Origin of the sequence: Sphingopyxis bauzanensis (assembly GCF_002205675.1) — a bacterium.
GTDB classification, from domain to species: domain Bacteria; phylum Pseudomonadota; class Alphaproteobacteria; order Sphingomonadales; family Sphingomonadaceae; genus Sphingopyxis; species Sphingopyxis bauzanensis.
Map to the genome: position 1 here is coordinate 256,521 of NZ_NISK01000003.1, position 25,934 is coordinate 282,454.

General features: G+C 62.3%; 23 protein-coding genes. 14 read left to right on the forward strand and 9 right to left on the reverse strand.

The genetic code is table 11. The annotated features are described in order from the left end of the window. Positions 1–2 precede the first annotated feature (2 nt). A complete protein-coding gene (locus CDQ92_RS12585; RefSeq protein ID WP_037555277.1) occupies positions 3–2,006 on the forward strand; it encodes a UvrD-helicase domain-containing protein in 2,004 nt (667 codons plus the stop codon). 210 nt (positions 2,007–2,216) lie between these two features. Here the strand turns inward: CDQ92_RS12585 and CDQ92_RS12590 are convergent, their stop codons facing one another. Beyond that, complete coding sequence (locus CDQ92_RS12590) at positions 2,217–4,382, reverse strand: DUF4238 domain-containing protein (RefSeq protein ID WP_081933068.1); 2,166 nt, start codon at positions 4,380–4,382, stop codon at positions 2,217–2,219. Positions 4,383–5,298: 916 nt separating this feature from the next. On the opposite strand from CDQ92_RS12590, the gene CDQ92_RS12595 reads away from it, so the two are divergent. From CDQ92_RS12595 to CDQ92_RS12620, 6 genes are all read left to right on the forward strand, one after another. Continuing rightward, positions 5,299–6,342, forward strand: a complete 1,044-nt coding sequence (locus CDQ92_RS12595; RefSeq protein ID WP_088441749.1) for an IS110 family RNA-guided transposase — start codon at positions 5,299–5,301, stop codon at positions 6,340–6,342. Between the two features lie 10 nt (positions 6,343–6,352). Next, entirely contained in the window at positions 6,353–8,101 is a 1,749-nt protein-coding gene (locus CDQ92_RS12600; RefSeq protein ID WP_037555237.1) for a ParB/RepB/Spo0J family partition protein, read from the forward strand. A gap of 122 nt (positions 8,102–8,223) precedes the next feature. Beyond that, positions 8,224–9,144 (forward strand): HEPN domain-containing protein, encoded by a 921-nt coding sequence (locus tag CDQ92_RS12605; RefSeq protein WP_037555238.1) that lies wholly within the window; start codon positions 8,224–8,226, stop codon positions 9,142–9,144. 220 nt (positions 9,145–9,364) lie between these two features. Continuing rightward, the gene (locus CDQ92_RS12610; RefSeq protein ID WP_229667090.1) at positions 9,365–9,862 is read left to right on the forward strand and encodes a hypothetical protein; all 498 of its coding nucleotides are present in this window, start codon (positions 9,365–9,367) and stop codon (positions 9,860–9,862) included. Next, positions 9,859–10,365: an RNA polymerase sigma factor gene (locus CDQ92_RS12615; protein ID WP_052182207.1), complete on the forward strand. Its 507-nt coding sequence runs from the start codon at positions 9,859–9,861 to the stop codon at positions 10,363–10,365. Before CDQ92_RS12610 ends, CDQ92_RS12615 begins: the two co-directional genes overlap by 4 nt. Positions 10,366–10,436: 71 nt before the next feature. Further along, positions 10,437–10,874, forward strand: coding sequence for a Ros/MucR family transcriptional regulator (locus tag CDQ92_RS12620; RefSeq protein WP_088441750.1), 438 nt, complete (start codon positions 10,437–10,439; stop codon positions 10,872–10,874). A 3-nt stretch (positions 10,875–10,877) separates the two neighbouring features. Here CDQ92_RS12620 and CDQ92_RS21370 read toward each other — a convergent pair whose 3' ends face one another. Genes CDQ92_RS21370 through traD form a run of 3 tightly spaced genes read right to left on the reverse strand, consistent with a single transcriptional unit; the run spans position 10,878 to position 11,627 of the window. Then, complete coding sequence (locus CDQ92_RS21370; protein ID WP_169714565.1) at positions 10,878–11,045, reverse strand: DUF6771 family protein; 168 nt, start codon at positions 11,043–11,045, stop codon at positions 10,878–10,880. After that, positions 11,042–11,299 (reverse strand): conjugal transfer protein TraD, encoded by a 258-nt coding sequence (locus CDQ92_RS12625; protein WP_052182217.1) that lies wholly within the window; start codon positions 11,297–11,299, stop codon positions 11,042–11,044. The genes CDQ92_RS21370 and CDQ92_RS12625 overlap by 4 nt, the downstream gene beginning before the upstream one ends. Positions 11,300–11,321: 22 nt before the next feature. Then, positions 11,322–11,627, reverse strand: coding sequence for a conjugal transfer protein TraD (traD, locus tag CDQ92_RS12630; RefSeq protein ID WP_037555239.1), 306 nt, complete (start codon positions 11,625–11,627; stop codon positions 11,322–11,324). 172 nt (positions 11,628–11,799) lie between these two features. On the opposite strand from traD, the gene traA reads away from it, so the two are divergent. Both traA and CDQ92_RS12640 read left to right on the forward strand, forming a co-directional pair. Next, positions 11,800–14,760, forward strand: coding sequence for a Ti-type conjugative transfer relaxase TraA (gene traA, locus CDQ92_RS12635; RefSeq protein WP_088441751.1), 2,961 nt, complete (start codon positions 11,800–11,802; stop codon positions 14,758–14,760). Between the two features lie 10 nt (positions 14,761–14,770). Next, positions 14,771–15,484, forward strand: a complete 714-nt coding sequence (locus CDQ92_RS12640) for a DUF6118 family protein (protein ID WP_052182209.1) — start codon at positions 14,771–14,773, stop codon at positions 15,482–15,484. A gap of 149 nt (positions 15,485–15,633) precedes the next feature. Here CDQ92_RS12640 and CDQ92_RS20885 read toward each other — a convergent pair whose 3' ends face one another. The 5 genes from CDQ92_RS20885 to CDQ92_RS12660 are packed head-to-tail and all read right to left on the reverse strand — an operon-like array spanning position 15,634 to position 21,807. Next, a complete protein-coding gene (locus tag CDQ92_RS20885; RefSeq protein WP_144035767.1) occupies positions 15,634–15,831 on the reverse strand; it encodes a hypothetical protein in 198 nt (65 codons plus the stop codon). Positions 15,832–15,858: 27 nt separating this feature from the next. Then, positions 15,859–16,722 carry a DUF6671 family protein gene (locus tag CDQ92_RS12645; protein ID WP_037555242.1) on the reverse strand — a complete coding sequence of 288 codons (864 nt, stop codon included), beginning with the start codon at positions 16,720–16,722 and terminating at the stop codon, positions 15,859–15,861. A gap of 2 nt (positions 16,723–16,724) precedes the next feature. Then, positions 16,725–17,630 (reverse strand): sulfate adenylyltransferase subunit CysD, encoded by a 906-nt coding sequence (gene cysD / locus CDQ92_RS12650; RefSeq protein WP_037555243.1) that lies wholly within the window; start codon positions 17,628–17,630, stop codon positions 16,725–16,727. Further along, positions 17,627–20,185 carry a YbcC family protein gene (locus CDQ92_RS12655; protein WP_088441752.1) on the reverse strand — a complete coding sequence of 853 codons (2,559 nt, stop codon included), beginning with the start codon at positions 20,183–20,185 and terminating at the stop codon, positions 17,627–17,629. Before CDQ92_RS12655 ends, cysD begins: the two co-directional genes overlap by 4 nt. After that, positions 20,182–21,807 carry an NADH-quinone oxidoreductase subunit L gene (locus CDQ92_RS12660; RefSeq protein WP_037555247.1) on the reverse strand — a complete coding sequence of 542 codons (1,626 nt, stop codon included), beginning with the start codon at positions 21,805–21,807 and terminating at the stop codon, positions 20,182–20,184. Before CDQ92_RS12660 ends, CDQ92_RS12655 begins: the two co-directional genes overlap by 4 nt. Before the next feature lie 100 nt (positions 21,808–21,907). On the opposite strand from CDQ92_RS12660, the gene CDQ92_RS12665 reads away from it, so the two are divergent. The 5 genes from CDQ92_RS12665 (at position 21,908) to CDQ92_RS12685 (ending at position 25,735) form a co-directional block, all read left to right on the forward strand. Beyond that, positions 21,908–22,795, forward strand: coding sequence for a LysR family transcriptional regulator (locus CDQ92_RS12665; RefSeq protein WP_037555249.1), 888 nt, complete (start codon positions 21,908–21,910; stop codon positions 22,793–22,795). Positions 22,796–22,999: 204 nt separating this feature from the next. Further along, complete coding sequence (locus CDQ92_RS12670; RefSeq protein WP_037555250.1) at positions 23,000–23,926, forward strand: hydrogen peroxide-inducible genes activator; 927 nt, start codon at positions 23,000–23,002, stop codon at positions 23,924–23,926. A 229-nt stretch (positions 23,927–24,155) separates the two neighbouring features. After that, positions 24,156–24,314 carry a DUF465 domain-containing protein gene (locus tag CDQ92_RS12675; RefSeq protein WP_308423591.1) on the forward strand — a complete coding sequence of 53 codons (159 nt, stop codon included), beginning with the start codon at positions 24,156–24,158 and terminating at the stop codon, positions 24,312–24,314. A 3-nt stretch (positions 24,315–24,317) separates the two neighbouring features. Beyond that, complete coding sequence (locus tag CDQ92_RS12680) at positions 24,318–24,614, forward strand: TFIIB-type zinc ribbon-containing protein (protein ID WP_037555253.1); 297 nt, start codon at positions 24,318–24,320, stop codon at positions 24,612–24,614. A 140-nt stretch (positions 24,615–24,754) separates the two neighbouring features. Then, on the forward strand, positions 24,755–25,735 hold the full coding sequence (locus tag CDQ92_RS12685) for a TerC family protein (protein ID WP_037555255.1): 981 nt from the start codon (positions 24,755–24,757) through the stop codon (positions 25,733–25,735). Positions 25,736–25,934: the final 199 nt, after the last annotated feature.

Genomic DNA, 25,934 nt, shown 5'->3' on the forward strand with positions numbered 1-25,934 from the left:
GCATGTTCGACGATTTGATCCGCGAGCAGGATGTGCCTTGGGCCGCCAGCCTGATGGGACTGGGCCCCAACGGATTCGCACCGGTGGATGGCGACGAAAGCCGCTTCCAGGCAATGCGGAGGCTCGATAGCGTCGATTTTGAGGCGTGCCCCGGCAGCGGCAAGACCACACTCCTCGTCGCCAAGCTTGCCGTGCTGGCCGTGCGATGGCCACATCGGAAGCAGGGCATTTGCGTTCTGTCGCACACAAACGCGGCGCGCAACGAGATTGGGACGAAACTTGGCAACTCGGCGGCGGGGCTTGCACTGATGCGGTATCCGCATTTCGTCGGGACGATCCATTCCTTTGTGAATGAATATTTGGCGCTGCCGTGGCTCAGATCAAATGGACTCAACGTCCGCTGCATCGATACGCAGATCGCGCTCGCGAAGCGTTGGTACGAATTGCCGTACACAACGCGCATCGCGCTGGAGCGAAGCCACCTGACGCCGGCTGCGATGGCCTATGACGGTCCTGACTATACCGGCGGCAAGGTCGGCAAGTTCGGGCCTCACACACCGACGGGCCAGCTCATAATCGCGGCCCGCCGCAAGTTTAGCGAGCAGGGCTATTTCTGCTTCGACGAAATGTTCGTCTGGGCCAATGACCTGCTCGACCGGCGACCTGAGGCAGCCCATGATTTGCGCCAGCGCTTCCCGCTAGTCTTCATCGACGAAGCCCAGGATAACAGTGAAGAGCAGTCGGCGCTGCTGCACCGCATCTTCTGTGCGGGCGACGGACCGGTGCGCCGGCAGCGCTTCGGCGATTCAAACCAGGCGATTTATGCAAAGCCGGGCCTCGCCGGCGCCGAGACCGATCCATTTCCCGGCGCCGCCGTCCACCCCTTGCCGCGCAGCTATCGTTTCAGCCAAAGCCTTGCCGACGAGGTGAAGGGCTTCGGCGTCACGCCGCAGGCGCTTGTCGGCGCCGGTCCGCCGCCACACATCGCAGCCGAGCCGAAAATGCCTGCGATATTCCTGTTCGACGACGCATCGGTGCAGTCGGTCCTTCCGAAATTCGGTGCGCATCTCGTCGCATCGTTCGACGCGGCAGCACTCGCGGCCGGCACATTTACTGCGGTCGCCGGGGTGCACGAACTCGATCAAAATGGCCGCGTGCCCCACGCGATGGGGCATTATGTCCCGAGCTATGATCCAAGCTGCGCGCGGCGGGAAACGGCGCCGGATCGCTTCGCCCAATATCTCGCGCGAGCGCGCTTCGAGACGGCGGGCTCAGGAAACACCGAACGGCTGATCAACGCGGCTGCGGCGGCGCTGCTAGCAGCGAGCGAACTTGCTGGGGGAACGCATGGCAGGATTGCTCGAAAATCCCCGCATCGCCGGATGCTCGACTATCTCGCCGATAGCGATGCTCGCGCCCATTACCTCGCGTTTCTGGAGTTGATCCTATCCGGTCGCGGCGAATTCGCCTCCCCCGACTGGGAGGTTAATGGGCTTCCCCTCGCGGTGGAGATTGTCAAGGTTCTGAGCGGCACTGCAGCGCTTGGCGCCGCCGCCAATGCCTTCCTCGCCTGGCCGCCCGTACCGGCTCAAACGGACCAAGAGGCGATATTTGCGCGCACCGACAATCTCTTCGCTTACCCTAGCGAAGCGCCGGAGGTACATATACGCCTAGGCTCGATCCACTCGGTGAAAGGCGAGACGCATACCGCTACGCTCGTCCTCGACAGCTATTATTATAATCATCACCTGAGCGAGCTCAAGCCTTGGTTGCTGGGTGCGAAGGCGGGCGGATCGATGGTGAACAACCGCGGCCGGCAGGTGTTCGAGGGCTCGCGTACCCTGGGGCGGCTGAAACTCCATTATGTGGCGATGACCCGTCCAACGCATCTTCTGTGTGTCGCGATGCGCAAGGATGTCTTTGACGCAGGGGAGCTCGATATTTTGACGGGTCGCGGCTGGGAGGTCATAGACTGTTGTGCCGCCGCGGAGCCGGCGGAGCCCTAGCTAGCTCTTCGCCCTACGCGCGCGTTCAAATATGTCGACGATGTGTTCACCTGCGTACCGCAACCGCCGCCGGGCGTTTGCCATCGGACCTCACCGGTGACTTGGCTGGGCAAAAGTCTTGAGGCATGGCTTAGCGTAGCCATCCGGTTCTGGAATGACAGCTAATGCGTCCCGCTTAAGATGCGGCCAAGAAGAGTCGGGCGCAGGAGGCTAAGGGGCTGGCGTTGACTCCGGCTCTTCGGCCGCCATCGTGGCCTGCTCGGTGAGCCATGCGAGGTCGGACCAGAACGGCACCTCGATCCGCCCGAATGGCGATCCGTCGTCCCACGGAAAAATGGCCCCAGTCAATAGAATGCGCTGAACATGCGTAACGAGAACATTAAAGGCGGCCGGCTCAGGATAGCTGGTTCCGGGCTCCCATAAGGCTTTTAGGTCCGCCCGGAACAGTGCGAACCATTTTGCCAGTCCTATTGCATCAAGAGCCTGCCAAAAGGGAGCAATGTTGGCGTCTCCGGCTTCGCTCTTGAAGCTCGCAGCCGCGCATGCGGCCGATTCGAGCAACTCGATGGTCGGCAGGATCGCGGCAGGTAGCAGGCCATCGACATCGTTTTCGCTCATCCAATAGCCGCGGCGCGCATCAACGAGCCGCGCGGGCAATGCATCGAGAGCGCCGAGAAAGATGTTGCGATAATGATCGCGCATATCGCTGGCGAACCGGCAATGTCCGTCCGCCACCATGTAGGATTTCCAAATCCGCAACGCGTGCGGAAGAATGAACCGGTTGACCCCGCCGGTGATGGCATCGACTCCTTTGGCGAAGACGGTACCAATCACATGATCGGTGCCGAAGCGCGCGAACTGGCTGATCAAGATGCTAGCGGCTGCCGCGAATAGAGTGTCGTCGGGCGCGAGCAACATGGCGACTGCGTCGGGATGCAGCACCATTACGATGCCTTGTCGCCCGTTCTCCTCGACGGGAACATTATAGGCGGCGCTCCATCCATCCGTTGCAGGACGGATAGGCTCGCCATCGTCGAGTTCTCCCCGGTCGATCGTGGCTAGCCGGTGGGCATAGTCCGCAGGCGCCACGATCCGGATCAGGGCGTCTGTATTGAAGCGTTGCCGGGCATACCCCGTAAGTTGACCCAGGATCGGAGTGAGCGCGACGACTGCTTCGCTGTCGAGATAATCTGTCGAGAACTGGATGTCCGGACCCTGCCGATGACGCCATTCACCGGCGTCTTGCGGGACGTCGGAGTTTTCACCTGCCTCGATCTCGGCTCGAAACTCGCTTGCGGCTTCTGCCAGACCTTGGTGGATGGGATCGAGGGCTTCAGTGCCGATCCTCGTCCGAAGATCCTGAAGTTCATTGTCGGTATAGGCACTCACGAAAAAGTTCAGGCAATGCGACGCCGCCAAGACGTTGAAGTCTGCCAGAGCGATCGATGCGGGGCATTCGCCGCCGATCAGCATGCGCGATGGCGTGAGCGGCATCAGGACGGCGATTAGGCTCTCCGCGTCGAAGCTGAAAATCGTTCCACTCCTCCCGGCCTTGTCGAACGCTAGGCTGATAAAGTCGGGGAGAACGAAGGTCGATTGGTCGATATCAACGATGCGCCAGTCGAGCTGGCGCAATATTTCGATCCGACCTTCAGGAATCATAGCGCCGGAAAGCGCCTTTACCTGGGCGTCCTTGGCGATCGCCCCCGCTCTCTCTCGAAAATCGTCGATCGCGGCCGTTAGGGCTTCGGCAGCCTCCTCGAAGCCCGTTTCGGCATTTTCGCGGAGCATCATATAAGCGATCGCTTCAATCACCGGACGCGGCAAACCGAGTTGCGAGAGCGGATGACGTTCGTCCACTGCCTTCGCTAACCGCTCCCGAAACAAGTCTGATGGAGCCGGGCCGCTAGCGCCCATCATTCGCGCTATCTGCTCGCTGCTCCCCAGCAGATCGTCGACAAACTCGGCGAGGATCGGGGCGGAAGCCCTGAAGACGCCACGCAGATGGTCGCCGCGGACAATGAGATGTGCCAAGACCTCGGCGGGAGCGTCGGGGTGTATGGCACCCGGCGTCGCGCCCAAAAGAGATTTGAGGTCTCGATTGAACGGCCCATTCTCATGCCGCGTCATGATATCGTCGAGCGTCTCAGTCCCGTCGCTCGAAGGAACTGAATAGAAATAATCCTCGGCCGCCACATTGGCGATCGAAGAGCGAAAATGCTTCTCGCGCCGAAACACATGGACCTGCGCCGTGCGCGAGTCAGGAATGGCAAAGGATTGCAGCACTGCCTGCGGAATATAGTGCTGGTTTTTTCCAGCCATTCTTCTCAGCCTTTCGGATAGCGCATCATGACGGTGCGTCGATTTAAAAGCCATAGAATTCCGTGAAAGCGGAACCGCGCGTCAGCAGGCTGGAGCCGATCTGGAAACTCGCTCATCACATTTGAGAGTTAGTCCGTACGCGGGGGGCGCCAGATATAGGATGCGCCAACGGTAGCTTTGTGCCTTATTCTTCCAAAAGACGCCTGACCGCAACCGGCCAGTTTGGCCCAAAATACGACATTGATTGGACATCCCCACCCACTCAAGAACTTTTCAGCAGAGCAGACCCGGCGGGAGCCGGAGTGGAGGACAATTGTCTGAGTGAAGTAGAATTCCCGCTTCACATGAAAGGCAAACAGGTTCGGCGTCCCGCCTGCGGCGGCCGCGCTCTATTCCGCTTCGCTCAACCGAGCCACCGCTTCGCGCCGTCTCGTCGGCTTCGCCGTGACGATCGCTGACGCATCGGGCCGGAGTTTGGCTCCGGCCCAAAGGTCATCGCGCATTCCGCGCGATGGCATGGGCCTCCGGCCGTGCGGAGTGGTCGTCGCTCTCCTCTGAGGCCCGCCCGGCAGCGCGCAACCCCTGCGGGGTCCTCCACTTCGTTGCAGCCCTTCGGGTGCGCTCTGCCTTGCAGGCGGGCCTCTCCGGTCGCTCTCGCCGCCCACCCCGCTCAGCCGGGGCTGCGGTGGTTAGGAAGAGCAAAGGAGATGGCATGAATGATTTGTGATCGGCCTTGGTGCTCGGCGTCGTGGCGTTTGCTACGGTGTTGGGCGAGGCGGATAGGTTGCAGGCTGGATCGGCATCTTAGGGCTTTGGACCCTGTAAAGGAGATTACCCGCCGCCTGCCGCCGAACGACCAGCTTGAGGCCCGACTTGCGTCGGTGACCTCGTATAGGAGTTTGGCCGGGCCGTTCACACCCGCCCTTTGCCTGGGTGGGTTCCGCCTCACCCAACGAGCGGGAGAATAGCCATGTCTTATATCGGAGTCGACCTTCATCAAAACAGCATCACGGTGTGCCGACGCGAGGCGGACGGCACGGAAGCGTTCGAGACCTTGACCCTGTCGCCTGGCGATATGGATCGCTTTTGCGGCAGCCTCGACGCCGATGACGAAGTGGCGATCGAGGCGACCGGCAACAGCGCCTGGTTCCGTGACCAGATCTTGCCCTGTGTGGGCCGGGTGGTGGTGGTCAACCCCAGTCAGTTCAAGGTGATCAGGAAGTCGGTAAAGAAGACCGATAAGAACGACGCAGCGGCGCTCGCGCTGTTCCTGGCCAAGGACATGCTGCCCGAAACGCGGGTGAAGACGAGCGCCGAGACCGAACTGGCTTCGCTGGCGCACACCCGCGATCTGCTGGTCAAGCAGCGCACCCGGCTCTTGAACAAGATCCACGCGCTGCATGTCGGCAAGGGGCTCAAGCTGAAAAAGGAAAGCCTCGGCTCGAAGCGGGGGCTCGCCGCGATCGACATGGCCCTGTTCTCGACTTGCGAGCAGGTCGAGATCACGGTGCTGCGTGAGACCGCGCTGTCCCTGACTGCAAGCCTCAAGCAGCTCGACACCGAGATCGAAAAGCACGCCTCGGCGCTCACCGGCTATGAGGGGATCGTCTCGATCAAGGGCGTGGGCCCACGCTCAGCCGCCGTTCTGCTCGCGGCTATCGGTAACGTCCATGACTTCGAAAGCGCCGACAAGCTCGCCGCCTACTTCGGCATGGTGCCGCGCGTTGCCCAGTCGAACGAGACCGACCACCGCGGCCGGATCACCAAGCGCGGCAACAAGCTGGCGCGCACCACCCTCGTCCAGTGCAGCCTCGTCGCCACGCGCTACTCGCCATACCTCAAGAACTTCCACGAGCGCATCCGCCAGCGGCGCGGCACCGGAAAGGCCATAATCGCCACCGCCCGAAAGCTGCTCTCCATCATCTACGATACCCTCCGCAATGGATGGGTCTTCGACGACTTCACCCAGTTCCAGCGCAGAGAAAATCTCAGACCCGCTGGACAATCATCATAGGAGACAAGTCATGGAACTCAAGCATATCGAACTGTCGCAGCTTTCGGTGTCGCCCGCCAACATGCGCGGGGTCGCGAAGAAGCCCGACCTCACGAACATCCTGCCGTCGGTGCGGGCGCGCGGTATCCTCGTACCGCTGATCGTCAGGCCGGGAACGGAGGAAGGCTTATACGAGATCGTGGCGGGCAAACGGCGCTATCATGCGGCGCTGACCGTTGCCGAAGAACAGGACGGCATCGATCCGCTGCCCTGTGCGGTGATGGAAGCCGGGGATGATGCGGCGGCGCTCGAAGCCTCGCTCATCGAGAATATCGCGCGCCTCGATCCCGATGAGATCAATCGCTGCGAATCCTTTACCCGGCTTGTCCGCGAAGGCCGGAGCGCCGAGGACATTGGCCTGACGTTCGGACTCACGTCGTTGCAGGTGAAGCGCACGCTGGCTGTCGGCAATCTCTTGCCCCGTATCCGTAACCTCTATCGGGCCGACAAAATCGATGCCGTGACCATGCGGCATCTGACCCTCGCCACCAAAGCGCAGCAGCGCGAATGGCTGGCGCTGGTCGATTGCCCGGAGAAGCATGCGCCCACGGGATCGAGCTTGAAGGCATGGCTGTTCGGGGGAAGCGCGATTTCGGCCAAGGTCGCGATGTTCGACCTTGGCGACTACACCGGCGAGGTCATTTCCGACCTCTTCGGTGAGGACAGCTATTTTGCCGACGCCGATGCTTTCTGGACCGCGCAGATGGCCGAGGTCGAAAAACAGGCCAGCTTCTTTCGCGATAGCGGCTGGGCCGATGTCGTCGTCATGGAGCGCGGCGCCCATTTCAATTCGTGGGAGCATGAACGCTGCCCGAAGAAGAAGGGCGGCAAGGTGTTCGCCACCATCAGCCATCGCGGCGAGGTCGCCATCCACGAAGGCTATATCACCGCCAAGGAAGCGCGGCAGCTCGCCAAGGGTGAGACGGATACCCCCAAGCCCGTGCGTCCCGAAGTCAGCGCGGCGCTCGGCAATTATATCGACCTCCACCGCCATGCTGCCGTACGCGCATCCATGCTGTCCGAGCCGGGAATCGCCCTGCGCATGATGGTCGCCCACGCCATCTTCGGATCGCCGCTATGGCGGGTCGATGTCGAGAAGCAGCGCGCGGCGAGCGATGCGATTGCCGAGAGCGTCGAGGTGTCGGCGAGCGAGGCGGCGTTCGACAAGGCGCGCCGTGCGGTGCTCGACCTGCTCGGCTTCGATCCCGAAGCGCCCACGGTGGTTGGCGGCTATGATGGCGAGCATGGTGTTGCCGGGCTGTTCGTCCAGTTGCTCGCGCTGTCCGATGACTCGGTGGTGGGTATCCTGCCCGTCGTGATGGGCGAGACGCTCAGCGTCGGAAGCGCCGAGGTCGAGTTGCTGGGCCAGATCACCGGCACCAACATGCGGACATGCTGGAACGACACGACTGTGTTGCCCGACCTTATTCGCGACAAGCAATTGCTCAATGCCGTCGTCGCCGAGGTTGCGGGCACCGACGCGGCGGAGGCCAATGCCGGGGCGACCACGAAGGTGCAGCGCGGTATTCTTGTCGATTGTCTCACGGGTGGCAATGGCCGGGCGAAGGTCGAGGGCTGGCTTCCCCGCTGGTTCGCCTTTCCGCCGTCGGGCTATACCGAGCGTGGCGGCATCGGCTGTGTCGAGCGGAGCGATCGTGTCGCGCCGCTGCTCGACCCGGCACATGTCGAAAACGAACCGGAACTTCGCGAGGCGGCTTGATGATTAGCGGCGTATAATTGGGGGAACGGGTCCGCCCGTTCCCCCAGATTTTTGGCCCGGCGCAAAGCGCCGGGCAATCTGTTCTTGCCAAGTGACGGGCATTGCCCGAAGATTCCTGGCCCATGCGAACCGACGTCGATCATCTTCCCGCCGCCAAGCAGCGCGAGCTTGAGCGCATCGTCGAAATCATCTTCGACGAGTTCGGGCAGGCGACCGAAAATGCGACCGGGCGCCGCAAGGGCGCCCGCATCTTGAAGATCATCCTGTTCGGATCGCACGCACGCGGCGACCATGTCGATGCGCCGCTGTCGGCGAACCAGTATAAATCGGACTACGACATTCTCGTCATCGTCAGCCAGAAGGAGCTGACCGACCGCGCTGCTTATTGGGCGAAAGCCGAGGAACGGCTCATTCGCGCCTATACGATCGAGAAGACGCTTCGGACGCCGGTCAATTTCATCGTTCACTCGCTGCACGAAGTGAACGACGGTCTCGCGCATGGGCGTGTCTTCTTCATGGAAGTCGCGAAAGACGGGATCGCGCTCTATGAGGCCGATGACCGGGAATTGGCGACGCCGAAGCCGAAGACGCCACAGCAGGCGCTGGAAACAGCGAGGGAATATTTTGAAGACGGCTTTCCGTCAGCGATGAAGCGGTATGAAGGCGCCCAATTCTACCTTCAAAAAGGCTATTTGAAGGACGCTGCATTCGACCTGCATCAAGCCACCGAGCGCTTATACGTCAGTCTGTTGCTCACGCTGACCTATTACACGCCTTACAACCACAATATCGCCTTTCTGCGCTCGCTCGCCGAAGGACTCGACCGACGCCTCTTCGGCATCTGGCCCGAGAGCAATCGCCGCGAGCGCGCGATGTTCCAGAAGCTGAAGGAAGCCTACACGAAGGCCCGCTACAGCAAGCATTACAGGATCAGCGCAGAGGAACTCGCTTGGCTCGGCGAACGCGTCGAGGAATTGGGCCGCGTCGTTCATCAAGTCTGCACAGACAAGATCGCCGAACTCGAAAAAACGGCGCACGCATAAATGGCGCGCGCCGCCCGACTTGCCGGGATTCCCGGATTCTGACATAATCGCACCCACGGGATGGAATGACTGGCGGCCATCCCGAGGAACGTCCTGCCAGCATCATGCAGGTCCGGCCGCGAAGGTCGGGCAGTTGCTGTAGCCCGCGCTAGCGGCACACAGCGGACACCGCTTGCACATCCGCGCATGAATGCGCGGACCGCCAGTGTGCGAGCTGCAAATGAATACCCCGAAATCGAAAGCAAACGACGTTTACGCGCGCGAAGTCGTGATGGCGCGCGTCGGCCATCTCATCCGGCGCAAGCAGCAGGAGGTCGAGCGCATCACGCGCATACTGCGCGCCTGCTTCGACCCCGACGCGGTGCAGGCGCCCGAGCCGGGCGAGATCCGGCGCATCATCCTGATCGGTCCCTATGCGCGGAAGAATTGGTACGAAGACGAGGATACGATCAATTTTTCCGATTACGAGTTCTGGGTCGTCGTCAATCATCCGCTGTTCAAGGAAACGGAATGCTGGACCCGCGCCCGCGATGTCATCGACCGCGAGCTTGGCAACCGCTGCGCGGTCGGCCTTGAATTCTACTCCAAGGTCGACATCCGTGTCGCCAAGGCCGAGCGCGACACCTTCATCCTCGACCGGATCGAGGCGGGCATCACCCTCTATCGCGCGTCGCGCGACGCGCCCTTGCCACGCGAGCGCAAGGGGGCGCGGTCATGACCGCGCCCGCCACCACCTTCGACGCTTTCTGCCGGGCCGAGCAGGCGATGCTGCTGCGCTATTTCCGGAGGCGCGTCGGCCGCGACGCGGCTCCCGACCTTGTGCAGGAAGCGTTCATGCGCGTGCTCCGTTCCGGCGCCTTCGACCGGATCGACTATCCGCGTCCCTATCTGCTTCGCACCGCGCGCAATCTGGTCTTCGAGCGGTCGCGCCGAAAGGCCCGCGAAGGGGCGGTCCTCTATCCGTTCGATGAGACATGCGACGCCGCCCTGCCGCCCGAGCAGATGCGGCGCATGGTCGAGCTGGATATCCGCCGCGCCTTTCGGCCAACACTGCTCGCCATGCGACCGCGGACCCGCCGCATCTTCCTGATGAGCCGGCTCCGGCAACAGACCTATCGCGAAATCGCCGACGAACTCGGTATCAGCGTCAAGTCCGTCGAAAAGCATATGACCCGCGCGCTGGTGCGATGCCGCAAGGCATTCGCTGCGCGATATGCTTGATGCAGCGGCGACATCGGTGCATGTCGCGGATCGATAGAATACTATCGATCTGCATCGCATTGGAGGCGCAAATGGAAGATACCGAAACGCTCGTCACGCTGACGGCGGATATTGTTGCCGCGCATGTGAGCAACAACAGCGTCGCCATATCGGACATAGCGCTCGTCATCCGATCGGTGCACGAAGCGCTGTCGGGACTTGGCGCCACAGCCGAGCCCGAAGTCAAACAGGAACCGGCGGTATCGATCCGGTCATCGGTGAAGCCCGATTACATCGTCTGCCTTGAGGACGGCAAGAAGCTCAAGATGCTCCGTCGTCATTTGATGACGCACTACAACATGACGCCCGATGACTATCGCGCCAAATGGAACCTGCCGAAGGACTATCCGATGACCGCGCCCAACTATACCGAGAAGCGCCGCGCGCTTGCCAAGGAAATCGGGCTCGGCACCAAGGGACGCGGCGGCAGGCCCAAGAAGGCGCCTGTGCGCCGCCCGGCCGCGAAATAATCCTCAGGCCGCTTGGTCGGCCTGGCGTTCGAGCGCATCGGCGATCATCGCCGCGAGCGATTCTTCGGCGCGGATGCGCGCAACCGGGTCTTTGGCGTCGAGATCGCGCCGCACCCATTGCGGCGCGCGTTCGACCACCCGGAGAATGGTGTCGGTCAGTTCGCGCGTCATGACGCGCCTATGGCATTGCGGTCGCCGCACGGCAATGTCTCCGCGGCGAACGCCCGCTTGCCGCGGCGTCGCCAGAGGGCGGCCGTATCGGCAGCACCATCGCTTCGCAGCGTGTCGGCCATCCAAAGGAATGCCCCGTAAAGCATAGCGCGGTCGTCGTCGGCCAGTTCGACCAGCCCGGCCTTCGCGACGAGACCGCCGAGTTCGATAAGCTGGCGCGTGCGCTCGCGGCGCTTCACTTGCCATTCGCGCATTCCGGTTCGCGCCTTCACCGCTTCAAGCCGATGCCGCATGGCCGTCAGGCGCCGTGTCATTCGCTGCACCGCGATGAGATCGCGTCGCTGTTTTCCGCGCAGTTCGCTGAAAGAAGCCCGCGCCCGCCTTGCGCCAGCCCTCCTTCGTATTGGCGTCTTTCGTCGCGGCCGCGCCGATCAATGCGCCGGCGAGCAGATCGGCATCAAGCGCATCGGCGCCGGTTGCGATGACGAGTTCGCCGAGTTGGCGAACGCGACGTTCCTTGAGGGTCTTCGCTTTGGCTTCGAGCGCCTTCAATTCCGAATCGATATCGCGGGGTTTGCGCATGTCGCATCTCCATGATGGTGTGATGCCCCCATCATAGGGACGCGCCTCACGATGCGCAGCAAGGTCGTCGGGACAGCCTGGCACAGCCTAGTCCCTCCGCGGATTTTTCCGTGTGAGGGCGCGCTTATACGTCGTGCCGACGTGGCTTTTGAAGTGTAGATGGATTGCCGCAATGGCAATCTTCCATCTCTCGGTCAAAGTCATCAGCCGCGCCGCCGGACGGAGCGCCGTCGCAGCAGCGGCCTATCGTTCGGCCGAACGGCTGTACGATGAACGGCTCGACCGGGCGCATGACTTCACCAACAAATCGGGCGTCGTGCATTCGGACGTGATGCTGCCCACGAACGCGCCGCAACAATATCGCGATCGCGAGCAGCTCTGGAATCATATCGAGGCCATCGAGAAGCGCAAGGACGCGCAGCTTGCCCGCGAGGTGGAGTTCGCGATCCCGCGCGAAATGAACCAGGCGCAGGGCATTGAACTCGCCCGCGACTTTGTGCAACGCGAGTTTGTCGATCAGGGCATGGTCGCCGACCTCAATGTGCATTGGGACATCGGCGCCGACGGACAGGCCAAACCCCACGCGCATGTGATGCTGACGATGCGCGAGATCGTCGTCGGCGAGGATGGCGAAGCCGGGTTCGGCGCCAAGGTCCGCGATTGGAATCGTACCGAATTCGTCGAGCAATGGCGCGAGCGCTGGGCCGATCATGTCAATGAGCGCCTCGCCGACCTCGACATCGACGCGCGTATCGACCACCGCAGCCTTGCGGCGCAGGGGATCGCGCTTGAACCGCAGGACAAGATCGGACCCGCCGCATCGCGCATGGGCGATCGCGGACTTGAGGCCCAACGACTTGCTGAACACCGCGAGATCGCGCAGCGCAATGGCGAGCGGATCATCACCAATCCCCGCGTGGCGCTCGACGCGATCACGCACGGGCAGGCGACGTTCACGACACGCGACCTTGCCATGTTTGCGCACCGCCACAGCGACGGGCGCGAACAATTTGATGCGGTCATCGGCGCGGTGCGATCATCGCCCGACCTGATTGCGCTCGGTCGGGACGGACGCGGCGAGGATAGGTTCACCTCGCGCAAAATGATTGAGGCCGAGCAGCGACTTGAACTCGCGGCGGAACGGCTCGCGGGGCGGTCGCGTCATGGTCTCCCGGCCGCGTCTTTGCAGAGAGCCGCTGACGCAGCCGGGAGTGTTGGCCTGGTGCTTGGTCGCGAGCAGCAGGCCGCGCTGAAGCATATAACGAGAGGGCAGGATCTTGCAATCGTCATCGGCTATGCCGGAACGGGCAAAAGCGCGATGTTGGGCCAGGCACGCGGGGCATGGGAGAACGCCGGGCTGGAGGTGCGCGGTGCCGCGCTGTCAGGCATCGCGGCCGAGGGTCTTGAGAACGGCTCGGGCATCGCCTCGCGCACGATTGCCAGCCTTGAACATGGTTGGGCGCAGGGCCGCGATCTTCTCACCACTCGCGATGTGCTTGTCATCGACGAGGCCGGCATGGTGGGCACGCGCCAGATGGAGCGCGTGTTGTCGCACGCTGCCGATGCCGGCGCCAAAGTCGTGCTGGTCGGCGATCCGCAGCAGCTGCAATCGATCGAGGCTGGCGCAGCGTTCCACGCGCTCCACGAACGGCATGGCGGTGTTGAAATCACCGAAGTGCGGCGCCAGCATGAAGGCTGGCAACGCGAGGCGACCCGCGAGCTGGCCACGGGCCACACCGGCGATGCGATCCGCGCCTATGACGAGGCGGGTATGGTGCGCGCCGCCGAGACGCGGGGAGCGGCGCGCGCTGACCTCGTAGAGAATTGGGATCGCGACCGGAAGTGCGATCCAAACGCTAGCCGCATCATCCTCACCCACACTAATGACGAGGTGCGCGCGCTCAACGAGGAAGCGCGGGAACGGATGCGCTCGTCGGGCGATCTTGGCGCCGACGTCGCGGTGAAGGTCGAGCGCGGCGACCGGGTGTTTGCACCCGGCGACCGCGTCATCTTCCTGCGCAACGAGCGTAGCTTGGCCGTTAAGAACGGGACGCTCGGGACGATCGAGCAGGTCAGCGAACGCGGCATGACGGTGAACACCGGTGACGGACGGTCGGTGGCGTTCGACCTCAAGGATTATGCCCATATCGATCATGGCTATGCGGCGACCATCCACAAGGCGCAGGGCATGACGGTGGACCGCACCCATGTGCTGGCAACGCCGGGGATGGATAGTCACAGCGCCTATGTCGGGCTGAGCCGCCACCGCGACGGTGTGAGCCTCCACTACGGCCGCGACGACTTCAAGGATCAGGGCAAGCTCGTTCGCACCCTGAGCCGCGAGCGCGCCAAGGACATGGCGGCGGACTATGCCAAGGCGGACCCCGCGCGGGCATTTGCCGAGCGGCGCGGGATAGTAATGCGCGAGCGAATCGTTGAAGCCGCGAAAAAGCTTCCCGAGACCCTGTCTCGGGCGGGCCTCGGGATTGCAAAGCAAGTCCCCGAGAAGGCTCGCAGCATCTTTGCGGGATTTAAGCCGGTCGTGAGGCGCGCCAGCGTTGAACCCCGCGATACCTCGCGAACGACCGACCAGCGCCGTGCGGTCGAACGCTATGCCCGCGCGCAGGCCGACATCAACCGGATGCGCGAGAAGGAGCTGCCGGTACTGCGGCACCAGCACGATGCGCTCGCACGCGCTGGCGATGCGCTCGGCGCAATCGGACCCCACGCGCGGCGCGATCTGGCGTCGGCGTTCGAGCGCCAGCCCGAGCTGGTTGCGCAAGCCGCCCAAGGCAACAGTCAGGCCGCGATCCGCGCCATGCAGCTCGAAGCCGAAGTCCGCACCGATCCGGCGCGCCGCGCCGATCGCTTCGTCGAGGGCTGGCAGAAGCTCCAGCAGCAGCGCGAGCGTTCGCTCACCAAAGGCCAGCAACGCACCGCCAGCCGTCTTTCGGGCGAGATGGGCGCGATGGCGCAAAGCCTTGAGCGCGACGCGCAGGTCGAATCGATTCTCAGCGCCCGCAAGGCGGCGCTCGGCATCGACGCGCGAGCGGTTCGCCCCATCGGACAGGAACTCGCCGACATCGCCGGGCTCGGTCACGTGCGGTCGCGCGGCATCGGTATTGGTATGTAGGAGAAGACACATGCGTGAACAGGAAATGGAGTATCAGGATCCCGCAACCACGGCGTTCGCCCGGCTCGAAGGCGAAGTCGCGCTCATGCGCCGCGCGGTGGAGCAACTCGCGGCAGAGAGGGCCGATATCCACATCCCGGACTACACTGATACGCTTGGCGAACTATCGAAACATCTCGGTGCCGCGGAGCGAACGCTGAGAACCATCGTTGCCAAGCCTGCGATGGAGCTGACCCCGGAAGAAATGGCGCGTCAGATTGACCGGGCGGCCCGGCAGGCGCGTGACGCCACGGCAAGCGAAATGCAGCGGGCGCAGGTGCGGTTCGACAATGCCGCATATGAACTGCGCGGTACGATATCGACGCTGCGGGCAGCGCATGAGCAGCGCCTTCACCTCATTTGGGCAGTGGGCGGCGGCATTGTCGCCGGGTGCCTGCTCTGGTCGATCCTGCCGGGCGCTTTTGCCAGGGCGCTGCCGGATCGGTGGCAGCTGCCCGAGAGAATGGCGGCGCATATCGTCGGTGCGCCGACGATATGGGAAGGCGGCGTGCGGCTTATGCAGGCTGGCAGTCCGGAAGCTTATCGGGCAATTTCCGCCGCGGCGGTGATGCGCCACGACAATAAGGACAAGATTGCCGCCTGCGAAAAGAGTGCAGAGAGGTCCAAAAAGTCGGTGCGCTGCACTATACAGATTAAGGAAAATTCGTATGAAACAGGAATCTGAATAGGTTGTATCGCGTAATAAAGCTGGAGGTCGGGCCGCGCTTTCTATCACATTCAAGGCCGAAATTTACGCCCCACTTGGGCGGCAGGCGTTCTGGACTAGGGTCACGGACGAGGCCAATTGACCTACTGCGCGTTATCCTCCCATAATCAGCGCAGGCAGTCCGAGATTTTCGAGTTCATGACGTGCCGCAGCACTTCAAGATCGTTCAAAACGGCATTGGGATCCCGTTCTCGAGCCGTCCGCAACGCCTGCTTGAGCCAAGGACTCATCGCGGGGTGAGCAAGAATCCATGCTATCTGTTCGTCTGATTTCAGCGGATATTTCTTGGAAGGCTCTGGAATCATGATTTTTTTGCTCCGTTACTAAGCGCGTTAAGGATTGCATTGGCCGCAGCTGCCAGGGTCAGCGCTGACAGCTGCCATTGGTCGCTCGACACGGTGGTCGCATAGGACGCAGGACATCACTTCCGCTCGGATGGCGTCTGTCGGGCCGTGGCACCAAGAACACGGTAGCCCGGTTAGCCGCCTCGTGACCGCGAACCCAGGTGCAGCGCATACCGGGCACGAACTGCGATAACGCCGCACCAAGTCCAGGGTCGCGCGTTTGATCCCGCGCATTCGCGTCGGATTGCGGTGGGCCCGCATGTCGGTTTCGATAAAGGCGGTGCCGCATATACTGACTACGCGTTCGACAGCGTCGGTTAGATCGTTCGCATCCGCGATATCTTTGAGCAGAACTCGTTCAGGTGCCGGCTGTCCGTCCCGGCAACCAATAACAAGAAGACCGTGTTTCGGGAATTGGAGCCGCGACGCAAATTCCAGCGCCGATTCCACGTTCGAGACCACCGCATGGCTAAAGTTGGTTTCCAAGCAAGCATGGTATCCGATAACTTCTATACCTCGGGTCCGATCAGCGAGCATGACGATCTCACGCGCCAGCGGCACAAAGGGTATATAGGGGTGCGGACCGAAACTGCCCTCGCTCGCAATGGCGACGGTCGCCTCGGGTGTGGCGGCGAATGCCGCCGAGATTTTGGCGCGCGCCGCGTCGATCTGCGTGCCAGTCCGCTCCACGTCACGGCTAAATGTGCCGAACCAGTCGGTATCGATATCGCGGCTCACCGCTACGTGCAGGCCGAGCGCGCGCTTTAGCAGCGGATGGATAACCCGCTCCTTGCCGTGCATCGTTGCCAGCACCGCCAGTTCGTCATCGTAGGGTCGGACAGCGGGGCGCATTGCTAGAAATACCCCTCACGCTTCTTTTGTTCGAGCGACCCTCCCTCGTCGCCGTCGCTGATTCGCCCCTGCCGCTCAGACGCCGACGCGGCCAACGTCTCCTGCACGACGGAGCGAAGATCCGTCGCCTCGGATTCAACCGCCGCGGTCACCGGCCAGCAACCAAGCGTTCGAAAACGCACGGTTTTGATTTCGGCAGTTTCGCCCGCGCGAAGTGGCATTCGGGCGGCGTCGTCTATAGCAATCAGCCCTCCGTCGCGCAGGACGACGCGCCTTTCTGCTGCGAAGTAGAGCGGCGCCAGCGAAATATCATTCGCCAGCGCATAAATCCAAATATCGGCTTCGGTCCAATTCGATAGCGGGAACACGCGTGCCGACTGATTGCTTACCAGCCGAGTATTGTAGAGATTCCAAAGCTCAGGACGTTGCTGGCGAGGCTCCCAAATATGCCCCTTGGCGCGGACCGAAAAAAAGCGCTCCTTCGCCCGCGACTTTTCTTCATCGCGGCGCGCTCCGCCGAAGACGATGTCAAAGCCGCCCAGGTCGAGAGCAGCTTTGAGCGGCTCAGTGCGCATTTCCAGCGTATAGCGGTCACCATGATCAAACGGGTTCAGGCCAGCGGCGCGCCCTTCCTCGTTAACGTGGACGATCAGTTTGAATCCGTGTTCGCGGGCAAAGGCGTCACGGAAGCGGAGCAGCGATCGGAATTCCCAAGTCGAATCAATATGCAACAACGGAAACGGCGGGCGGCCTGGAAAGAAGGCGCGCAGCGCCAGATGCGCCAGCACGGTCGAATCCTTGCCCGCCGAGAATAGCATCACCGGCTTGCGGGCTTCGGCAACCGCCTCGCGCAGGATGTAGATCGCCTCGGATTCTAGCCGTGACAGATGCGAGAGTGTTGCCGTCATTCGACCGCCGCCCAGGCCAGTCCCCCAGCATAGCGTCGGATCGTGCGGCCGTCCTCATCGATCCGGAACAGATGCACCCAGCCATTGTCTACGAGCTCGAGCACGCTCGCATGAGCGGCTATCGTCTGGCTGAGCACCTCCTCGGGCGCTTCGATGAAGACGTTTAGCCGTAGCGGCTCGTGGACGAAGCGCTCGCCGTCATGCACCGACTGCCAGGGCAGCCCGACCTTGAGGTCGCCGGAATTACCCTCCAGCACCCCCAATTGCCCGACCACATTGTGAAGCACCTTATTGCCGCTGCCGAAGGCGCGGTTGTTCACGGTGGAGCCGTAATATTGCAGGTTGATCCAGCTTGCGACGACCATCGGCGCGGTCATGATCAATTCGAGGACGCCGAACCCATCATCCTTGCGCCAGTCATAGTCCTGGAGGAAAGCGCGGCCCCCGAGATCGAGCCCGCGCGTCCGCGCACGCGGCGCGGCGATGAAGGCGGCGTTGCCAGCGAGCCCCCATTCAGGACGGACCTGCGCCCAGTCACGGCTGCGCGCCTTCACCGCGCGATCAACGTCCGTCGTCTTGTCGATCCCGAGTCCCAGCGCGCGTTCGGCGCGCGCCATCGAAGAAGCGGTGGCCAGTGCCGTGCTCAGCGCCGACAAATCGGCCGCGTGGGTTGCAGGGAGGTCATCAGCGTCGAAGATGCGAACCTCGTCGGTCGTGGTGTCGTGCAGGCAGCCCAGGAACCAGGTGTCCTCGGGGATATCGATCCCCTTGCGGGCGAGGCCGGTGCGCACGCCAGGGTCGTTGAGGATAGCCGCCGCGACGCGGGCGTTCGCCTCGCCGGTGTGGCCGCCGCACGCGCCGCAATCGAGGCCCGAGGCATGGGGATTGTTGACCGTCGTGCTGCCGTGCCCAGCGAGCAGCACCAGCCGTGCGAAGTCTTGCGTCATCGACATCGCGCGCAAGACAGCCTCGGCCATCGCGACGCGCTGCGCGTCGTCGAAGCCGGTCAGCCGGCCACCCACCGGACGCAATTCCAGACTTGGACCGATCCTACCGATGACGTTCTCGTCGAGACCATCGGTGTTGGGATCGCTGACCGTCCGCGTGAGGCGCGCGCTGTCGCCGACGAGTTTGCCGGCGAACAGCAACCCCGCCGTCTCGACATAGGTGAACGACGACACCGCCGAGAGCTTGAACGCCTTCCACGCCTTGGCCACCCGGCGACGCATCAGACGGCGCCTGAGGATATTGGTCTCCTCGGGCTCAGAAGCGCCGGTGACCGCCTCGCAGACGACGAAGGCAGGTTTGAGCAGCACCGGGCACTGCGCGCCGCCGGTGTCGCGGCCGATCGGTACATATTCGATCGGGAAGCCGAAGAAGCCAGCGAAGCCGATAGTCTCGGCATCGGGACAGACGGTTTCGAACGCCCGCCGGTAGACTTCGGAGCGCACGTCGATGCAGAACGCCGCCTGGAAAGGCTTGCGCGCGCCCTTTGCAGGCGCGGGAGATGCGAGGTGCTGCCCCAGCCGCGCGAGCAATTGGCGCTGGTAGGCGGCCTCATAGGCCTCGTGGAGCATCAGATCGACGGCCAGCTCGGGATCGTTGCCAAGGCGCTCGTCTTCCGGCAGCGCCGCGGCCTCAGCCATCGCATTCGACCACGCCGTCCTGAAGTCAGGGTCCGCGCGTTCGAGGAACAGCGCATAGCCCCACACCACCCGGATCGCGAGCAGCTGCACCAGGGTGTCGTCGTCACGCCCGTAAAGCGCGTTGTCCCAGACACGGTAGCGCGCATAGGCGGCCCAGCCGCCGATATCGACCAGCGCGCGGTGCAGATAATCCTCGACCGCGCGATCGGGGATACCGAGCGCGCCGACGACCGCGGCGATCGCCTCGAGCGGATCGTCGGCCAGGGCAGCGACGGCTTCGCGGAAGCCCTTGATCCCCATCGTCTCGGGGTTGCGGTCAAATCGCATCGCCGCGCGCCAGGCGGCGTAAGGAGGCAACGCCCGCGACGGCAGCTTCCAGGCTGCCTGGCCTTCGTCGAAATAGGCCGCGCACCATTTCGAGATCTCGTCGATCATGAACGCCGTGCGCGAGGCCTGACGGTCGCCAGCCGCCAACGCATCGAGAACTTCGGCGACGGTCGCGACGACCGCCTTCGGCCTCTTCGTCACCGGATCTCGCGCAGCTGACCGGCACAGCGCAGCGGCATCGCTCGCCAGCGTCGCATGACCGGACGTGCCGGCGATCGCCACCTCCAGATCGCGATCTTCGATCCGTCCGGCCGCCAGCGCTTCACGGTAGAATGTGCGCGGCATCAGCATGTCGACGCCGGCGACACGGCGCAGCGTCGCGCATGTCGCCGCGAAGCTCTGGTCGCTGAAACCGAGGAATGGATTGACCGCTACGAAGTGCTTGAGCGGCCAAAGCGGCGCGATCTTGTTGCACGCTCGGTCGATGGCGGCGTCAATCGCCGACCGTTGCAGGGAGCTGGATGGCTCGACATCCTGTGACGGGCTCAGCGGATCGATCGCGACGGCTACGGCATGGCTCATGAAGGAACTCCGCTGACAGGGGTCGAGGGAACGATCGCATTGGGCGGCGGCGGGCTGGGCCAGAACCGCAGCACCAGCCGGTTGGCGACCGTGTTGACGTAGAGCCCGTTGGCGAGGTGGACGTAGATGGCCTGCCAGCGCGGCGCGTCCGCCTTGCCAGGCAAGACGCTCTGAAAGACTGTCACCGCCGCAAAGGCGAGCACGACCAGGGCGACGATGACGAGATCGAGCGGGCCGCGCAGTGCCTGCACCGGGGGCAGCGACCCGGCGAGCAAATGCTCCACCGCCCATTGCAGCCCGAAATAGGCGAGCGACACCGCGACTGCGAGCGCCACAGTGCGGGCGACCACATAGAGGCTCGGCCGCTCATCGAAGGCCTGGGTGATGAGGTGCGAGAGACCGAGCATCACGACCGCGCCGAGCGCGAACACCCCCGGTTGCGCGGTAATGGTAGCGCCGAACAGCGTCCCCACGACCAGCGCCGCCGCCAGCACCAGACCAACGATCATCGCCATGCGCGCTGGGTGCGGCTGGCCGCCGGGGCTCGGCGACCAAGACGCCCGCGCGAGGTCGATGACGCTGCCCGACGCGAGGAAGGCGTGCGCCTTGTAGAGTGAGTGGGCAACGATGTGCAGCAGCGCGGCGGCGAAAGCCCCGAGGCCACATTGCAGCATCATGAAGCCCATCTGGGCGATCGTAGAATAGGCAAGCGAAACCTTGACGCTGGTCTGGGTCAACATGACGACCGAGCCGAACAGCGCGGTCACGCCGCCGACGATGACGAGCACTTCCATCGATGGCGCCGAGAGCGAGATGACGTCGGCTAAGCGCAGCACTAGAAAGCCGCCGGCGTTGATGACGCCAGCATGGAGCAGCGCTGACACCGGCGTCGGTGTCTCCATCACCTCCGTGAGCCAGCCATGCAACGGGAACTGGGCGGACTTGAGCAGCGCTGCCACGACCAGGAGTAGCGCGACCGCGTGGATCACGGCTGGAATATCACCGCCGAGGCGCATCGCTTCGGCGCCGGCGAAGAGGACCGCATAGTCGAGGCTGCCGAAGGCTTGATGGAGCAGCACCATCGCCGCGATCAGACAGAGATCGCCGAGGCGGCTGACGAGGAATTTCTTCCGCGCCGCGAGCACCGCCGACTGTCGCTCGGGATAAAACAGCAGCAGCTTGTTGAGCCCGAGGCTGGTCGCGATCCAGGCCAGCGCGAATTGGAACAGATTGCCCGATACAATCAGCAGCAGCACCGCCGCGAGCGTCAGGCACAGCCACTTGGTAAAACGGGCCTGCCCACGGTCACCGTCGAGATAGTTGCGGCTATAAAGGACGACGATCAAGCCGACGAAGGCGACCAGCGCGAACATGATCGCGGCCAGGGTATCGACATAGAATCCAACGCCGACACCTGCGACGCCGATCGTGCCAGTCGCCAAGGTGCCCTTGACCGCGATGCCAATGCCCGTGGCCACAGCGAGCGCCAGCGCGAAGCCTGCGATCAACGCGGCACCCCCTCCGACGCGGCCCTGACCCGGCTGGACGCGGCCGGCCGCCAATCCGGCGATTGCGAGCGCGAGCGGTCCGAGAGCGAGGCACCAGGTTATGTTCGGCATCATGGTCGTCTCCAGCGCGAAGCGACCTATTCATTAACGGTGGGAACGGGTTCTAGATAATACAAAGATTGCGCAACATCGTTCGTTTTTGTAAACGCAATTAATGCCAACTCTCAACTATCACCATCTGCGCTATTTCTGGGCCATCGCCCATGAGGGGAGCCTCACGCGCGCCGCCGAACGGCTTAATCTGTCGCAATCGGCGCTCTCGGTGCAGCTCGGCAAGCTCGAACTGCAGCTCGGCCATCCGCTGTTCGACCGAGCCGGCAAGCGGCTTGTCCTTACCGAGGCCGGACGCATCGCCCTCGATTATGCAGATACCGTCTTCCAGGCCGGAGACGAGCTTGTAAGCACGATGAAGGGGCGCCCAGTGGATCGGCGGCAGGCATTTCGGGTTGGCGCGTTGACCACGCTCTCCCGCAACTTCCAGCTGGAGTTCCTGAGCCCACTGATTGGCAGAGCTGACGTTGAACTCATCATCCGTTCAGGCAACATGCGCGATCTCCTCGCCCAGTTGGAGGCGCATACGGTCGATGTCGTGCTCGCGAACAGCGCCCCACAGCTTGATGCCCGGTCTGATCTTCGCAGCCATTTACTGGCTCAGCAACCGGTTGCGATTGTTAGGCGGCCGAGTGCCCAATCCTTTACATTTCGCTTTCCTGAAGACCTACAATCCCAACCGATCTTACTCCCAAGCTTGGATAGCGAGATCCGGGTTGGGTTCGATCGAATCGTCGAACTCGCTGGCGTGCGCCCGCTCATCATTGCCGAGGTGGACGATATGGCTATGTTACGGCTTCTCGCCCGCGACGGCGAAGGGCTAGCATTGGTGCCACCGATAGTGGTGCGGGACGAGCTGGCGGCAGGTCTTCTCGTAGAGGTCTGTCCCATTCCGAACCTAAGCGAAACTTTCTACGCGATAACGCAGAAACGCCGCTTCCCGAATCCCCTACTCGCGGACCTGCTCGCGTGCGCAGCTAAAGACAAGTGATCACGCCGGTCTTGTCGAACTCGACGTGAGTCGCCAGCGATATCTGGAAATAGATCGCCGATCAGGGCTTGCGCAAAATGCTGGACTACCATCTCTCTTTCGCCGAATTGACGAAGGTACTCGTCCGTCGGCGAGGGATCCGCTTGCACGGAACCCGATCGATGATCAGTTTCAACGCTGCCTTAGCATATGAAGAAGTGTTCGATGTCGACACTACGCCAACTTGAATATCTCGTCGCGATCGCGGATCTGCGCAACTTCGGCCGCGCGGCGCAGGCTTGCAATGTTTCGCAACCCACCCTCAGTCAGCAGTTGCGTTCGCTTGAGGATAGTCTTGGCGTAATCCTAATCGAGCGGAACACAACGGGTGCCGATCTGACTCCGATTGGCCGCGATATCACCGCGCGAGCACGACGGCTCTTGGTCGAAGCGCAGGACATTCGTGATGTTGCTCGGCGCGCAGGCGACCGCTTAGCTGGAACCCTAAGACTTGGTGTTACACCAACTTTGGGGCCTTATTTGATGCCGCCGATCGTGGCGGCACTTCACCGTGAGCAACCAGATCTGCGACTGCATATCAAAGAAGGGATTCCCGACGACCAAGCGCTTGCGCTGTCACGCGGGGCTCTCGACATGCTGCTGGGGCCGTTGCCGATCGCGGGCAGCGATCTTAATGTTCAGCCTCTATTTCGCGAGCGATTGTTCGTTGTTGCTGCCTCCGACCATCCGCTTACGAAACTCCAAAACCTGCGCTGCGAACATCTTCAAGGGGCGCACGTACTTAGCCTCGACAGACGTCATCATCTTCATCGTGAGGTCGCCACGATCTGCACCGCGTTCGGTATGGAGCTGCTGCGCGATTATGAAGGCACCAGCTTAGACAGTATCCATCAAATGTCTGCCTCAGGGATAGGCTTAGCGATCCTCCCGGAACTATACATCCGCTCTGATGTCGCGGGCCGGACTGGGGTCGCCGTCCTCCAACCAGAGGGGTGGCACTTCACGCGCAGCATTGCAGCAGCGTGGCGCTCGGGCGCAGCTTATGGCGACGCTTATCGAATGATCGCCGAACGTATCGGAACCGAAGCAAGCGCATTGACCGGTGCGAACGGGGGACTGTTTCGCGAGTAATAGATTTTTTCTATTGCTTTGCCCGCATAATCGAATTAGCCATCTATCAGCAAATAATCTATCGATTGTTGTGCGGCCCGGGCCCCTCTGGCGACTGCCGTTTAGGCAGCTGCGATGTCGGACCGCATCGGATTGGTGATCGGCTCCTGACGCCCGTCAAGTAGCACCGCACTTTTCCGGTCGACCAAACATCGAGTGGAGAGAGACTATGAATTCAATTACATATCGAATGGCGCTCGCGCATAGCAAGCTTGACGCGGAGATAAGCCGCGAACAGAAGCGCCGCATACCGGATAGTTGGCGCTTGCTGCGGCTCAAAAAGCTGCGGCTCGCGATCAAGGATCGCATGCACAGGCTGATCGGGTCGCGCCTACAAGGGACGGCTTAAGCCATGCGCAGCGCCGATGCGGTAGCCGCCATGCCGTGCCCGAATTGCAGGACGGGACTGACCTTGTCCGACCGTTCGGGCGTAGAAATCGATTATTGCCCGACTTGTCGCGGCGTTTGGCTCGATCGCGGTGAGCTCGACAAAATCATCGAACGCAGCGCCCGTGACGCGACGTCAGCATCCCGCCAAGACGATCAGCCGCGTCAAGACTATCGGTCGGATGGCTATCGCGGCGACGATGATCGCCACTACCGGCCGGGCAAGCGCAAAAAGTCCTTTTTGTCGGACCTGTTCGATTGATCCTTCCCGCCGCCGACTGCCGTCGGCGGCGGGTTTCTTGCGCAATAATTCCGGGTCCCTCTGGCGACCTCGACCTGGGTTGCGATGTCGGACAATCACCAACCGCCTGACGCTAGGCTGACCCGGATCGGATCGAACCCATGGAATTTCTTGAATATATCTGGCTCGGTAAGCCGCTTTGGATGTGGCTCGCCTTCCTTGCCATCGTCGTTACCCTGTTGGCGCTCGACCTCGGGGTCTTGCACAAGCAGCAGCGCGAGATCGGGGTGAGCGAGAGCCTGGTGCTGTCAGCGGTCTATATTGGCCTTGGTCTGCTCTTCGGCGCATGGGTCTGGTGGTATATGGGCGAAACCGCCGGGCTTCAGTATGTCACCGGCTTTGTCATCGAGAAAAGTCTTGCGATGGACAATGTCTTCGTGATCGCGATGATCTTCACCTATTTCGCAATTCCGAGGCAATATCAGCACCGCGTGCTATTCTGGGGGATCCTCGGCGTGATCGTTCTGCGCGCGATCATGATTGGCGTTGGCTCAACGTTGGTCGAACAGTTCAGCTGGGTTCTCTATGTGTTTGCGGCATTCCTGATCCTGACCGGCGTCAAGATGTGGATGACCGCGGGCAAGGACTATGATGTTGGCTCAAGCGGGGCACTTCGCTTCATTCAGAAGCATCTCCCCGTGACCGAAAAGCTGCACGGCGAGCGCTTTTTTGTACGCCAGCCCGACGGGGTGACTGGCAAGCCGAAGCTTTGGGTGACGCCTCTGTTTCTTGCCCTCGCGATGGTGGAAATCGTCGACGTCGTATTCGCGGTCGACAGCGTACCCGCGATCTTCGCGATCACCACCGATCCGTTCATTGTTTACACCTCGAATATCTTTGCGATCCTCGGGCTGCGAGCCCTTTATTTCGCGCTCGCGGCAATGGTGCACCGGTTCCACTATCTCAAATATGCGCTGGCAATGCTGCTCGTGTTCATTGGATCAAAGATATTCGTGGCCGATGCACTTGGCCTTGCTAAAATCCCGCCGGTTGCGTCGCTGTCTATCACATTTGTTATCTTGGCGGCTGGAGTCGGTTGGTCACTATGGAGGACTCGCGCGGCGCCGCCTCCCTTTGGGTAGACGCCAGAATAAACGTCGATTGCGCAAATCCAGAGCACGGTCGGCAGGCTAACGCAGCCGACCAAGTACGTAGGCGTAGACCGAATGGGCCTATTGCATGACCAAAGAGGAGTTCGAAGAATGACTTATGCTCGATTCAAGCTCAGTATTTACGCCGGTTGGGCAGCTACCACCGCAGCTCTCGCAGCTGCGATGGCGC